Genomic DNA, 13,484 nt, shown 5'->3' on the forward strand with positions numbered 1-13,484 from the left:
CTATCTCCGCAGCACGACGATTTCGGCGCGCAGATCCTGCGGCGCGTCCGGCCATTGCAGCGCGATGTTCTCGTCGCGCTCGACGGCGTCCCATAGCTCGCTCACCTGCTCGATCCGGAAATAATTCGACGACGCGCGCCGCGGCATGCCTTGCGGCGCGTTCGGCAGATGGATCAGCTCCAGCCCCGGCAGCGCGTGCGCGATGAGCCGCGTGACATCGGCGGAATTGGCGAGACGCGCATCGTGGAGCGCGCCGTCGACGACCTGCGAGGCCGCCTGCTCCGTGCGCAGCACGAGATAGAAGCGATTGCGCCGGTCGAAGAACGCGCGCGGCAAATCGCCCGCGAACAGGCCGTCGCGATAGTCGAGCACCGCGAGATGCTCGGGGCCGATCGCGATCTCGCCGAGCAGAAATCCGATCAGCGCCTGCGCTCGCGAGAAGCAGCTAAAAAGATCGGCGTGATCGTAGGCGGGCAGCCCGGGCGTGCCGTCCTGCGCCTCGCCGAGCATGTCGAAGCGCTCGGAAAACGCACTCAGCTCGCCGACGAGACTGCGCAACTCGCCGTACAGATGCCACGGATGCACGGTCGGCGTCTGCGTCAGATGCACGAGCTTCGGCGCGGCGCGCGAGAGCGTGCGCATCGCGAGCAGCAGCATCATGTAGCCGGGATCGAATTCGGCTTTTTGCAGCTCGCGCGGATTCTTGAACTCCTGCAGATGATGCGCGCGCCCGACCACGTCATCGCGAATCTCGCGCACGATGCGCAGCAGCGCATCGGAGCCCGCGAGCGCATAGCTCGGCGCGATGAAGCGCTCCGAGAGCGTCACCGTGTCGCCGATGCGCGCGAGCTGCGCGATCGGAATCAGATCGTACTGGCCGAGATTGGCGGTCTCGCCTTCGAAGAAGATCTTCAGCACGTGCAGCAGCGTATGCACCGGCGCGGCCGGCCCGTTCGAATGCAGGTCGGGCACGTCGGACGGGCGCTCCAGGCTCGCGTAGCGCGTCTGCACGGCGGCGGCGTCATCGGCCGATGCGCACATCGTCACGTTGTTGCCTTCGGCCGCGAACTTGCGCACGCCGAGATAGACCGTCAGCGCGCGGCCTTCGCCGATCGTCGCGGCGTCGAACGAACGCGGCGCGAGCACCGCATTGCCGGGATATTCGACATACGTGCGGTCCGGAAAGATCAGCTTGGCGGACCGCACTTCGACGGTCTGACTGGCGATCGCGCCCGTCGCGATATCGAGTGCGCCCGCGCCCCAGAAATGCGGCAAGCCCGTCTCGACGACAGGCTTGTCGCGGAACTGCTCGTGCAGCGACGCCAGCTGAAAGTGCTGGGGCTGCATGAACATGCCCTGATACCAGTAGATGCCCTTGTTGTGGTCCATACGATCGAATCGATGTGCTAGTTGCTGAGCTTGCGTAAGGGCGTGTCCTGCGGACTCGCCGCACCCACGACGCCTGTCGTCGCACGGGATGCGTCCGGGTTCGCCGGCTTGTCGCTCAGACGGATTTCCTTGCCGCCGCCTTCGAGCTGCTGCGCGCGCGCGAGCGTCGCGGCGTCGGGGCCGCCGGGCTGGACTTCGGCGTTGAGAATGCCTTGCGCGCCGAGGTTCAGGCGCACGACGAGCGGTCCGGGCAGCTTGGTGTGCGTGCGGAAGATGAACCCCGAAGTCTTCGTGACGACGGGTACGTCGAACTGGCGCGCCGCGTTGGCGACGCCGAACTGCGCGTAGCCCGCGACGAGGCCGATCGAGCGCGTGTTCTGCGCGCGGTCGAGAATCAGATACGAATGCTGGCCCGGCGCGACCACGTAGCGCGAGAACTGCGAGAAGGTCTGAGGCACCTTGCCCGTCGCCATCGTTTCGGCGAGCGCGTTCGGGTCGGCGGCGAGATTGCGGAACGCCTGCGCATCGCCGGTTTCGTAGACGCCGAGCAAAAGCGTGTGCGACTGGCCGTCGTACTGGTTGAGCCCCGGATCGGCGGTGATCTCGAACATCACGGCGTCGGTCGCGTAGCTCCAGCTCACGTCGGCGAGCGGGTCCTTCGGCGGCGCGCTGCCGCATCCGGTCAGCGCGAGCGCCGTCGCGACGCACGCCAGCGGCGAGAGCCGCCGCATTGCGCGTCCACGGTTTGCGCCGCGTTTCGCGGCATCGTTTTTCATCACAGCCACAGCCATTGCCGGTGCCTCATTCATTTGCCGTCGAGCACGACCTGTTGCCGCTCATTGTCCGGATATTGCGTCGCGCTCATACGGCGAAAAAAGGCGGATTTCCGGCCTTATTCGAAGTCTGCGAGGAAAAGGGCGTCAGACCAGCGGCAGGATCGTCGCGCTGGCTTCGCTGTCTTCGGTGTACGGCATGAAGAGAATCGACGCGGGCGTGCCCTTCACGCGCGCGTAATAGGCGTCGTCCGGGCCGAGCCGGTTGCGCACCGCCCACGCGGTGAATTCGCGCTCCCCGACCTGCAGCGTCAGCCCTTCCTGCGCATACTCGAGCACGGTTTTCTCGGGCAGCTTGCCGCGCGGGCCGACCGCCTGAAAATCGATCGTCGCGCCGTCGCCGTGAACGCCGAACACGACGCCCTGCCACTCGCCCTCGCGCGGCCCGATCGCAAACCACTGGCCGAGCTGCTCCTCGCCGACGATCTCGACGCGATAGTCCTGCGGCTCGCCCGCTTTCGCGAGATTCGCGCGCGCGACGATCTTCGCCGGCCACGCGGGATGGCTCTCGACGAGCACGGCCGCATTGCCGAGCAGCGCCGGCATGGCTTCGACGCCGGCCGCGCCGGACAGCACCATCGGAAAGCCGAGGCCGCGCGCCTCGCGCAGGCTCGCGGCAAACACCGAGAGCCCGTAGCGCACGGACGGCCGGGCGAGCGCGGCGTCATCGGCGAGAATCAGCCAGAGATCGGCGCGCGCGGCGTTCAGCGCGTCGAGGCCGGCGCGCCAGGCGAGCTTCGCGGGATCGTCGACCCAGAAATGGCCTTGTGTCGCGAGGCCGTAGCGCTTCAGCAACTGCGACACGGCCGCGACGCGCGCGGCGTCCTTCGCCTTGTCGAACGCGGTGATCCAGACGGTTTTGGTGCTCATGCGGGTCTTTCCTTTCGATGGCCGGCTCAGACCGCCGGGGGCCTGAACTTCAGAATGGTGCGCTCGATGTTCGAGCCTTCGACGCTCGCGAGCGTCGGCCGGGCGTCCTCGAAATCGACGCCGTAGAGGTTCGCGCGCATCAGAAACGTACCTTCGAGCGTCGACTGGCGCAGCGAACCCCTGAACAGGTCGATGCCGGTGAGATCGGCGCCGGCGAGATCGGCTTTCGCGAACTTCGCGCCTTTCGCCGATGCCCGGCGCAGCGTCGCGCCACGTGCGGCGGCGCGGCTCAGGTCGGCGTCGTGGAGTTGTGCGTCATCGAGCACGGCCGCGTTGAGTTGCACGCCGTCCCAGCTCGCGCGCGCGAGACGGGCGCGCGTCAGTTGCACGCGGTCGAAGCACGTCTGCGCATCGGCGCGCGAGGCGCTCAGGTTCGCGTCGGCGAAGATCGCGCCCGATGCCTGCGTGCCCTGGAAATCCGCCTGCTCGCATTGGGCCTTCGTGAAATCGCCGCCCACGACGCTGCTGCGCTCGAAGCTCGCCTGCCCGAGCGACGCGGCCGCGAAATTCGCGCCATCGAGCGCGCATTCGATGAACTGCGCACCGGTCGCGCGGCAACCCGACGCGTTCACGCCGCCCATCGACGCGCGCTCGAACAGCGCGCGGCTCAGGTCCGCGCCTTCGAGCAACGCGCCGGCGAAATCCGCGCCGGTGAAATCGCCGTCGGCCAGATGCGCGCCGCTCAAATCCGCCTTCGCGAAGCGGCCCGCGCCGCCGCTCGTGAGCGTGAGCCGCGCGCGCTGCAAACTGGCTTCGGTGAAGTCGGTTTCCTTCAGCAGCGCCTGCGAGAAATCCGCGCCTTCGAGACGGCTCTTCGCGAACGATGTCTTGTCGAGCAGCGCGCCGCAAAAGTCGCCGCCCGACAAATCGAGCGCCGACAAATCGATGCCCGACAGATCACGGTTCGCGAAGCCCCGACGCGCGGCATGCATCGCGACGATGTCCTCGCGCGTGAGCTTGACGGGCGCTGCCGGCTCCGGTAACGGCTCTGCCTTCGCGGCGGGCGCCGGCGGCTGGACGGCCTTCGGCGGCTGGGCGAGCATCGCGAGCGCGGCCAGATCGGGCGCGGGCGACGCGCCGGGCGGCGGCAGCGAACCCGCGAGCGCCGCGAGTTCCGGCTGAGCCGCGACCCACGCATGCGCGTCCGCTTCGGTGAGGCCGCCTCGCGCGAGCGTCGCCTGCGTGTGCGCGTGCAGATCCGAGAGCAACTGCGGCAGGTCGGCGTCGCGCTCCGGCGACGGCGCGTCGAGACGACCGCGCAGCGCGGAAACATCGGCTTCGGTCAGGCTGTGCTTCTGCATCAGCGCGCGCGTGTCGGCGTTCAGCGCCTCGGCCATCTTCTCGACTTCTTCCAGCGTGGGCACCGCCTCGGGCTGCGGCTGCCGGAGAAACGGCGCGAGATCCTGTTCGGCGACGCCGTGCTTCGCCATCAACGTCCGGGTCTGCTGGTCGAGCTGCTGCGCCATCGCTTCGACCTCGGCCAGTTCGGGCGATGACACCTCGGCGGCCTCGGCGACGGGTCCGGCCGGAACCGCCAGCGGCAGAGCAGCAGCAGCGGGCGATGACGGCGCTGCCGGCTGCGGATCGGCCGGCGCGGCCGGCGCGGCCGGCGCGGCCTTCGACGCGTGCGAAAGCTGCGCGCCGAATCGCTCGCGATAGTGCTCGAACGAAAGCGGCGCGACGTCGAGCGGCTCCCATTCGGCCATCACATGCGAGACGTCGGCGGCGTCGGAATCGCTGACATCGGCGAGCGCGCGATACAGCACGATGCCGCGCTCCAGCTCCGGAAACAGCCACACGGTTTCGGCGCGGGCTTCGATCTCGCGCAGCGTGCCGTGCCCGGGCTTGCCGTCATGCACGAAACAGCGCGCGCGCAGCCGCGGCAAGCCGCCCTTCAACACGGCCTCGCGCGGATGCATGCCGTGAATCTCGAACGCCTCGTCGCCCTTGAAATAGCCCGAAAGCCACTGATCCTGCGGCGCGCTCATGAAGAATTCGAGACGCGTATCGGCGGGCAGATGCGGCCACTCCGACGCGAGCCAGCGCTGATCGCACGCGCCGAGAAAACGCTGACGCCGCGGCGCATCGATGCCCGATCCCCAGAAGCCCGCCGGCGCGACGCGTTCGCCGCGCTTCAGGAGCCGCTGCGCTTCGCTTTCGACGTTCGGCAACGGCCACATCTCACGGCCGTCGCGCTCGATGGCCGCACCGCCGATGCCGCGCGGATTGTCCGCGCAGTCCGGCGCGCCGAACGCGGTCGACGGCTCGATCGCCATGCGCGCATACGGTTTCGGCGACGACGGCATGCCGAGCGCGTTGAACTGCCGCTCGCCGCTCACGACGAGCGATTTCGCCAGCCCGCCGACGCGCACCGTCACGCGCTGCTCCGTCACCTCGCGGCCGAACGGCGCGTGCGCCGCGCCGTAGACCTTGAACTCGGCGCGCGGCTTCGCGTTGCCTTCGTCGAGCAGCGTGTCGGCGCCGAGCGCATCGGGCACGGCCTTCCACATGTCGGCCTCGGACAGCAGATGGCCGAGGTCGCTGTGCGCGAAATCGAAATAGCCCATCATCGCGACGGCGAGCAGGTTGCGCCGGTCGAAGCGATACGCGCGATAGAGCAGCGCGAGATTGTCGGGTTTCAGGACTTTCATCGCGTCAGCCCAACTTGATGATGCCGCTCGAATAGACCTTCGTGCCGCTCGCGTCGCACGTCATGCCGGAGGTGCCCTTGAAGGCGAACGCCGCGCTGGTCGCGAGGAATTCGACGCCGCTCGTCTCGTCCGCGGACCTCAGGCTCACTTCGGTCGGTTCGAGCGTCAGCGTGGAGCCCGCCTTCGCCTCGATCTGTTGCGCCGACATCGTGATCGCGACCGTCGCGGCGGCATCGACCGCCAGCGCGATCTGCCCCGGCGAAACCTTCGCGCTCGTCGCCGCCGAGACCGCCTCCACCGCCTGCGCCGATTCGGCCTTCACGCCCGTCGACGACAGCGTCACCGTGCCGCCCGCGCCGCCCGCCGTCATCGCGTAGGAGAGCGCGGTCGACGCCTGCGTCATCGCGAGCTGGCCGGTTGCCGTGCCGGTCCAGTCGTGCTTGATCTGGGAGACGGACGTATCGCCGGGCGTGGCCGTGGTGTCGACCGCGAAACCCAGATGCGCGAGGCACGGCGTCTTCGCGCCGGGCGTCGGCGTGCTGATCTTCATCATGATGCCGTTGCGGTCGAGCTCCATCGTGCTCGTATGCGTGTTGGCGCCGTCCTCCAGCGTCTTCGCGATGCTCCTCGCCAGCCCCTGCACCACGGCCTGCACGGCCACGCCCACGGCCGCGCCCGAAAGCGAGTTGATGAGCGTCGCGTCGCGATTCTTGTCGTCGGTGTAGTTGGTCTTGCCGTCGTCGTAGACCTTGAGCATCTTGCCCGCGACCGACGCCGCCACCGCCGCGTTGGCCGCCAGGCTCGCGACGACCGCGCCGCGCACGGCCAGCTTCGCGCGGTTGACGAGCGCGCTGATGGCCGTCGTCTGCCCGCCCTGCAGCGTGACCTTCTCGTTCGCCTTGGTGTTCGCGTTGGCCTTCATGACGACCGAGCTCGAAGCATCGTCGAGCGTGATGCTCTGGCCGACCTTCCAGTTGACATCGGCGCTCGCGCTGTAGCTCGTGTTCAGGCCGAGCGAGTACTTGCTGAAGATGCCGGCCGCGAGCGAGCTTTCCGCCGTCAGCGAGATCGAGTTCTTGGCGCCCGCTGTCAGCGAATTGCTGACGCCCGCCGTCGCGGACTGCGAGCTGCCCGACGTCTTCACGAAGAAGCCGCCCTTGTCCACCGTATAGCCGACGCTGATGCTGCTGTCCTTGTACGGCGACGACAACGTGATCACTTCGCTGCCGCGCGTGTCGTCGATGCACAGCTTGTTGCCCGCCGCCGACACGATGAGGTTCTGCTGCGGGTTGGTCTGCGTGACGACGCTCGTGTTCTCCGAGTTCGGCACCGCGTTCATGATGACGGGCCGGTCCGGATCGCCGTCGGTGAACGAGAGCAGCACTTCCGCGCCCTTCAGCAACGGAAAGTCCATGCCGTAGCCGCTGCCCGAATAAGGCGTCGCCATGCGGATGCGCGCCGAGCCCTTGTTCGGCCGCTTGTCGGTCAGATCGAAAGGCAGTTGCACCTTGTACCGGCCGGACTCGTCGAGATCCGCGTACGGGCCGTCGCCCTCGCTGTCGATGGTCGCGCTGATCGTGCCCGTGATGCGCGGCTTCGGGCTCACGCGCTCCGGCCGGAACTGGATGTCCGAGGCGATCGCGCGGAAGCTGTTGCTGTACGACGTCTCGCCGCCCGCGCCGCCGTCGCCCCCGGACGAACGCACGCCGGAGAGCAGCGCGCCCGCCTGCGAGCCCCGGTGATGGATCTCGGTCACCAGATACTCGGCGTTGAAGTCCTCGCGATAGTGCCCGGCGAGCTTCGCGAAGTAGCCCGCGCGCAGACCCACCGCGGTGCCCTCGCCCGAGAACACGCGTCCCGAGCAGAGAATTTCCTCGGCGCGCAGCTTCGCGTAGCGCTTGCCTTCGTTTTCGTCGCGGAAGTTCTCGCCGTAGATCATCACCTCGCCGCGGCCCTGCGCCGACACCACCGCGCTCGCCTTCAACTGGACCGCCGCCTTGCGATAGTTGTAGTCCTGCAGGATCACTTCCTTCGGCAGCGGCCGCGCGCGCAGCACGAAGTTGCGCACGGCGTCGCGCGCGAGGCCGGTGTTCATCCGGTCGTCCGGCCGGTAAGCGAGCGGCACCACCTTCAGCTCATCGGTTTCGCTTGCGCGCGCCTTGTCGAGCATCGTGACGCTGTCCACCACGACGAGGCGATCGCTGCCCGTCTTGTGATCGAAGCAGAAGTACATGCCTTCGTGCTCCGTCCAGCGCGAGACGAACTCCAGGTAAGTCTCCTCGAACTGGCACACGAAACTGCGATTGCGGTACGTGCCGGTCAGCTTGAACTCGAAATCGTTCGTCGTGAGGCCGCCGTTCTTCAGCACCGTCTTGAGCGTATCGGTGATCGGCTGCTCGTCGAGATACACCTCGGAGATGCGCGACAGCGACAGGTTCCAGAGGCGCGGCACGAGCACGGCGCGATAGAACACGTAACCGCCCGCATGATGCATCTGCTCGAACTCCGCGAGCACGCCGTGATAAGGCGTGGACAGGCCGCCTTCCGGACTGCGGATCGTGAAGGTGGCCGGGTTCGAGAGCATCGCGTCGAAATCGATCGATGCGTCGCTGCACACGAGCGTGAGCGTGAAACGAAACGGCTGCGAGAGCGCCTCGAAACCTTCCATCTCCACGACATCGAACTTGTAGCCGCCGCCCTTCGCGGTCGACGTGAAATCGAAGCGCTGGTTGGCCAGCAGCCTGTCGGACAGCATCTCCATCTTGTTCCCCTGTTCGTCGCGCGAAACCGTGCGCGCTCAGCTCATGATCATCACGACGGGCTGGCTCGGCGCCAGCACGTTGCCGACGGTATTGCCGCCGTTCTGTTTGGTGGTGTCGCCGAGGCGCACCGCGAGATTGCCTTCGAACTTGACGACCTGGCTGCTCATCACGAATTCGACTTCGCCCATGATCCCGCCGGAGGCGACGCCGCCGCTCGCACCGGCCTGGTCGCCGTTGGACATCGGAATCTTCGATGCCTTGGTGAGCGCGGGCATGCCGTGCACCAGCACCTTGACGGTGGCCGGGTTGCCCATCATCGGCATGGCGATGTTCGGATACGGCACCGGCACCGGCGGCGCGGGCGGCGCGGGTGTCAGGCACGTATCGGGCATGCCCATGCATTGCCCGTTTTCCTTGGTCACTGCGAACATGGCGTGCTCCCTGTCTGTCAGCCGAGGTCGATCTTTTCGCCGTCGATCTTCACGTGCCCTTCGGCGAGCACGCTCGCGTGTTGCGCCGTGACGTGCAGACGCTCGTCCACCTTCATGCGCACGCGGCCGGCGCGCGTTTCATCGACTTTCTCGATCCAGCGGAAGCTGTCGCGCGCTTTCTGCACGAGCCGTCCGACCGTCGATGTCATCTGTTGCGCCATCGCGCTCACGACGCCGAAGCGCGCGTGCGCCTCGCTCACCGACGCATCCACGCGATGGAAATTCAGCTCGCCGCGCACGCCTTCCATCGCGACGACGGGCGCCTCCAGCGACACGACCCGCGCCGCCTTCAGTTCGATGCGCTCGGCCTCGACCTGCAATGCGCCCTCTGCCGCATGCAGCGCGACATCGCCCGGCAGCAGCAGACGCGCGCTGTCGGCCGCGGCCCGCGCGAGCACCGCGACGATGTACGCCGCCGCATTCGCGCCGATCGCGCCGCCCCGGCACACGAGCACGGTGTCGCCGCAATCGGGTTCGATGAGGCAGCTCTCGGCGCGCAGCGCGCGGTCCGCCGATGCATCGGCGGCGCTGACGAAAAACCATTTGCCGGCGCGGCCCGTGACCGTCGCATAGGCGAGGCCGACGGCGTGCTCGTGCCCCGCGCGCGCGCGAGGAACCCGTGTGCTCTTCATGTGCTTGCTCGCTGATTCGATTGTTGTTTCATTCGCTCAGGCCGCGCGCCATTGCTCGGCGCGTGCGAGGGCTTCGTCGGTCTTGCGCGCGCTGGCCAGGTTCGCGCCGTCCCAGCGGGTGTTCTGCTGCCTCACGCCGTGCAAGTTCGCGCCGCTCAGGTCCGCGCGCGACAGGTCGGCATCGGAAAGATCGGCGTGCGACAGGTCGCAGTGGATCAGCCGCGCCGTCCTGAGCGATGCGCGCGGCCAGCGGCTCGATTGCAGCACCGACTGCTCCCACAGCGACCCGTCGGCGCGCGCCGTGGCGAAATCCGCATCGCTCGCATCGGCCATCATGAAGCTCGCGCCCTGAAGATCGCTGTTCGCGAGCTGCGCGCCGATGAGCGCCGTGTACGTGCCACGCACGCCGGCGAGCGTCGCGCCGTCGAGTTGCGCGCCCATCAGGCTCGTGCGGTCTAGCGCCACGCCGCTCAAGTTCGCGCCCTGCAGCTTCGCTTCGTTGAAGATCGCCATCGTCAGATCGCAGGTGCGCAAGTCCTGACCGGTCAGCACGCATGCCTTGAAGAACACGTTGACGAGCCGCGCGCCGCTGAAGATCGCGCTGGCGAAGTCGGCGTTCATCGCGGACAGACGCGTCAGGTCGGCGCGCGAAAAATCCGTCTGCGCGAACGTGCAGGCGTGCATGTCGGTGCGGACGAATCGCGCCTGCGCGAACACGGTCTTCGTGAAATCGCACGCGGTGAAATACGCCTTCGAGCAATCCATGGCTTGCGCCGTCGCGCCGGCGAACGACACATCGGCGAACGACGCGCCGCCGGCGTTCGCGCGCGCGAGATTCGCGCCCGACAAATCGCTCTGCTCGAAGTCCGCATCCGCCAGATTCGCGCCTGCCAGATTCGCGCCGGTGAACTTCACGCCGCGAAACCGGCATGCCGACAAATCCCGCCCGGACAGATCGATGCCCGACAGATCCGCGCCGACGATCATCCTGCCGCCCGCCAGCGCCGTCGCCAGTTGTTCCGTGCTCACCGTGTCTCCCTCGTTGCGTCTTCACGCTTCGTCGCTGCTGCCTTGAAGCCAGTGTGCGGGCGGCCGGCTTCCGCCATGTTTCAGCCGGCTGTCCACGCGTTACCGATGTAACCTTCAGCCCGGAAAGCTCACGACGAAATCGCCGCTCTGGTTCACGTCGAGCGCCACTTCCGGCAGCGCCGCGCCTTCACCCATGCGCGTGAGGATCTCCTGCGACATCAGCGGCAACACCGTGCCGCGCAGAATGAAGTCGATGTTGCGCGCGCCCGTCTCCACTTCCGTGCAGCGCGCGGCGATCTGCGCGACCACGGCATCGCTGTAGGTGAAGCGCATCTTGTTGTTGTGCGCGACGCGCCGCACGATCTTGTCGAGCTTCAGGCGCACGATGCCCGCGAGCGCATCGGTGGCGAGCGCGAAGTACGGAATCACCGTCATGCGCGCGAGCAGCGCGGGCTTGAAGTGATTCGACAGAATCGGCCTGACGGCGGAGAGCAGCGTCGCCGCGTCGGGCTTCTCTTCGCCCGCGGTCATTTCGGTGATGACATCGGTCGCGAGATTCGACGTGAGGAAGATCACCGTGTTCGAGAAGTCGATCTCCTTGCCTTCGCCGTCCGACAACATGCCCTTGTCGAACACCTGATAGAACAGGTTCATCACGTCGAGGTGGGCTTTTTCCACTTCGTCGAGCAGCACGACCGAATACGGGCGCTGGCGCACCGCTTCGGTCAGCACGCCGCCTTCGCCGTAGCCGACATATCCCGGCGGCGAACCGATCAGGCGACTCACGTTGTGCTTCTCCTGAAACTCGCTCATGTTGATGACGGTGGTCGACTTCTCGTCGCCGAACAGAATGTCCGCCACCGACAGCGCGGTCTCCGTCTTGCCGACGCCCGACGGCCCCGCGAGCAGGAACACGCCCATCGGCTGCTCGGGGTCCTTCAGGCCCGACTTGGCGGTCTTGAGCACTTCGGCGATCTGCTCCATCGCGTGATCCTGACCCCGGATGCGCGCCTTCAGCGTGTCGGCCATGCGCATCACGCTCTGCGCCTGATCGCGCAGCATCTTGCCGGCCGGGATGCCGGTCCAGTCCGAGATCACGCGGGCGACCACATCCGGATCGACGTCGATATGAACCAGCGGCTCGTCGCCCTGCGCCGCCTTGAAGGCTTGCGCCGCAACCGCGATGTCCCGCGACAGCGCCTGCAATGTGTCTTCGGACGCGTTGTTCGCCTTCGCTTCGTGGCGCGCGGTGCGCGCGTCGAGCAGCACGCGGGCCGCGTCGCGCTGCTTCTGCCAGAACGCGCGCAGCGCTTCGGCTTGTGCGTCGAGCTTCGGCAGTTCCTCATCGATCTCGCGAAGACGCGCCAGATCGACCGGCTGCTGGTTGTCCGCGTCGCGTTCCAGTCCGCTCTTCTCGCGCTGCAATGCCTGAATGCGGCGCTCGGTGTTCTCCAGCACGTCCGGCTTCGCGCTTTGCAGCACCTTCACGCGCGCGCAGGCGGTATCGAGCAGATCGACGGCCTTGTCCGGCAGTTGCCGGCCCATGATGTAGCGGCTCGACAATTCGGCGGCGGCCACGATCGCGTCGTCGCGCAGCACGACCTTGTGCACGTCCTCGTATTTTTCCTTCAGGCCGCGCAGGATCAGCACGGCGGTGTCGAGATCCGGCTCGTCGAGCTTGACGAGCTGGAAGCGCCGCGCGAGCGCCGCGTCCTTCTCGAAGTACTTCTTGTATTCGGCCCACGTCGTCGCGGCGATGGTGCGCAGCTCGCCGCGCGCGAGCGCCGGCTTCAGCAGATTGGCGGCGTCCGACGTGCCCGCCTGACCGCCCGCGCCGATCAGCGTGTGCGCTTCGTCGATGAACAGGATGATCGGTTTCGCCGATGCCTTCACTTCCGTGATGACGCCTTTCAGGCGGTTCTCGAACTCGCCCTTCACGCTCGCGCCCGCTTGCAGCAGGCCCATGTCGAGGCCGAGGATCGTCACGTCCCTGAGCGAGTCGGGCACGTCGCCTTCGACCACGCGCAGCGCCAGCCCTTCGACGACCGCCGTCTTGCCGACGCCCGGATCGCCGACGCAGATCGGGTTGTTCTTGCGGCGTCGCGCGAGGATATCGACCATCTGGCGAATCTCGGCATCGCGGCCGAACACCGGATCGAGCTTGCCGGCGCGCGCCTTCTCGGTGAAGTTCTCGCAGAAGCGCGCAATCGCGCTGCCGTCGCCGCCGGCGGGCGCGGTGGAATCGGAACCGTGCTCGCCGATCGCTTCGCGCGTGCCTGCTTCGACCGAGCCGCCGCACACGGCATCGAACGAACGGATCAGCGTTTCGCGGTTGAGCGCGCGCAACGGCGCGGCATAGTCGCCGGTCGCGTAGTACGTCGGGCGCGCGAGGAACGCGAGCAGCACCGCGCCCGAGCGGATGCGCGGCTCCTGCAGATCCACCGATGCGATCAGCCACGCGTCCTGCAGCAGTTCGAGCAGCAGCGGCGAGAACGCGGGACGGCCCGCGTTGCCGGTCTTCATCTGTTCGAGCGACAGGTTGATCGAACGTTGCACGAGCGCCGCCTCGACGTCCTGCTGTCGCAGCAAGAGCGCGATATCAGCCTGTTGATCGCCGAACAGCTTCGCGAGCAGATGCTCGACCGTGATCTCGTAATGACCGCGCGACACGCACAACCCGACGCCGTCTTCCAGCGCCTGTTTGCAAAAGCCGTTGAGGCGGCCCACCAGGGGCTTCAGTTCGACCAGCAGCATGTATGTTTTCCTC

The 13,484-nt window shown here is 67.4% G+C and carries 9 protein-coding genes; all 9 read right to left on the reverse strand.

The window, feature by feature from the left end; genetic code table 11:
* The 9 genes from tssK to tssH all read right to left on the reverse strand — a co-directional run bounded on the left by tssK (position 1) and on the right by tssH (position 13,471).
* A complete protein-coding gene (tssK, locus tag U4Y90_RS32580; RefSeq protein WP_321800907.1) occupies positions 1–1,389 on the reverse strand; it encodes a type VI secretion system baseplate subunit TssK in 1,389 nt (462 codons plus the stop codon).
* A 17-nt stretch (positions 1,390–1,406) separates the two neighbouring features.
* The gene (gene tssJ, locus U4Y90_RS32585) at positions 1,407–2,120 is read right to left on the reverse strand and encodes a type VI secretion system lipoprotein TssJ (protein ID WP_321800909.1); all 714 of its coding nucleotides are present in this window, start codon (positions 2,118–2,120) and stop codon (positions 1,407–1,409) included.
* A 189-nt stretch (positions 2,121–2,309) separates the two neighbouring features.
* Positions 2,310–3,092, reverse strand: a complete 783-nt coding sequence (locus U4Y90_RS32590) for a hypothetical protein (RefSeq protein WP_321800910.1) — start codon at positions 3,090–3,092, stop codon at positions 2,310–2,312.
* Between the two features lie 26 nt (positions 3,093–3,118).
* Entirely contained in the window at positions 3,119–5,803 is a 2,685-nt protein-coding gene (locus U4Y90_RS32595; RefSeq protein ID WP_321800912.1) for a DUF2169 domain-containing protein, read from the reverse strand.
* Between the two features lie 4 nt (positions 5,804–5,807).
* The gene (gene tssI, locus U4Y90_RS32600) at positions 5,808–8,564 is read right to left on the reverse strand and encodes a type VI secretion system tip protein TssI/VgrG (protein ID WP_321800914.1); all 2,757 of its coding nucleotides are present in this window, start codon (positions 8,562–8,564) and stop codon (positions 5,808–5,810) included.
* 36 nt (positions 8,565–8,600) lie between these two features.
* Positions 8,601–8,996: a PAAR-like domain-containing protein gene (locus tag U4Y90_RS32605; RefSeq protein ID WP_321800915.1), complete on the reverse strand. Its 396-nt coding sequence runs from the start codon at positions 8,994–8,996 to the stop codon at positions 8,601–8,603.
* A gap of 17 nt (positions 8,997–9,013) precedes the next feature.
* A complete protein-coding gene (locus tag U4Y90_RS32610) occupies positions 9,014–9,688 on the reverse strand; it encodes a DUF3540 domain-containing protein (protein ID WP_321800917.1) in 675 nt (224 codons plus the stop codon).
* A gap of 36 nt (positions 9,689–9,724) precedes the next feature.
* Positions 9,725–10,717 (reverse strand): pentapeptide repeat-containing protein, encoded by a 993-nt coding sequence (locus tag U4Y90_RS32615; protein WP_321800918.1) that lies wholly within the window; start codon positions 10,715–10,717, stop codon positions 9,725–9,727.
* Positions 10,718–10,831: 114 nt separating this feature from the next.
* Positions 10,832–13,471, reverse strand: a complete 2,640-nt coding sequence (gene tssH / locus U4Y90_RS32620; RefSeq protein WP_321800920.1) for a type VI secretion system ATPase TssH — start codon at positions 13,469–13,471, stop codon at positions 10,832–10,834.
* Positions 13,472–13,484 lie beyond the last annotated feature (13 nt).

Origin of the sequence: Caballeronia sp. J97 (assembly GCF_905220305.1) — a bacterium.
In the GTDB taxonomy this organism is placed as follows: Bacteria; Pseudomonadota; Gammaproteobacteria; order Burkholderiales; family Burkholderiaceae; genus Caballeronia.

Coding starts and splice junctions, on each gene's coding strand:
- tssK (WP_321800907.1), bottom strand. CDS start 1,389: ATGGACCACAACAAGGGCATCTACTGGTATCAGGGCATGTTCATGCAG.
- tssJ (WP_321800909.1), bottom strand. CDS start 2,120: ATGCGGCGGCTCTCGCCGCTGGCGTGCGTCGCGACGGCGCTCGCGCTG.
- U4Y90_RS32590 (WP_321800910.1), bottom strand. CDS start 3,092: ATGAGCACCAAAACCGTCTGGATCACCGCGTTCGACAAGGCGAAGGAC.
- U4Y90_RS32595 (WP_321800912.1), bottom strand. CDS start 5,803: ATGAAAGTCCTGAAACCCGACAATCTCGCGCTGCTCTATCGCGCGTAT.
- tssI (WP_321800914.1), bottom strand. CDS start 8,564: ATGGAGATGCTGTCCGACAGGCTGCTGGCCAACCAGCGCTTCGATTTC.
- U4Y90_RS32605 (WP_321800915.1), bottom strand. CDS start 8,996: ATGTTCGCAGTGACCAAGGAAAACGGGCAATGCATGGGCATGCCCGAT.
- U4Y90_RS32610 (WP_321800917.1), bottom strand. CDS start 9,688: ATGAAGAGCACACGGGTTCCTCGCGCGCGCGCGGGGCACGAGCACGCC.
- tssH (WP_321800920.1), bottom strand. CDS start 13,471: ATGCTGCTGGTCGAACTGAAGCCCCTGGTGGGCCGCCTCAACGGCTTT.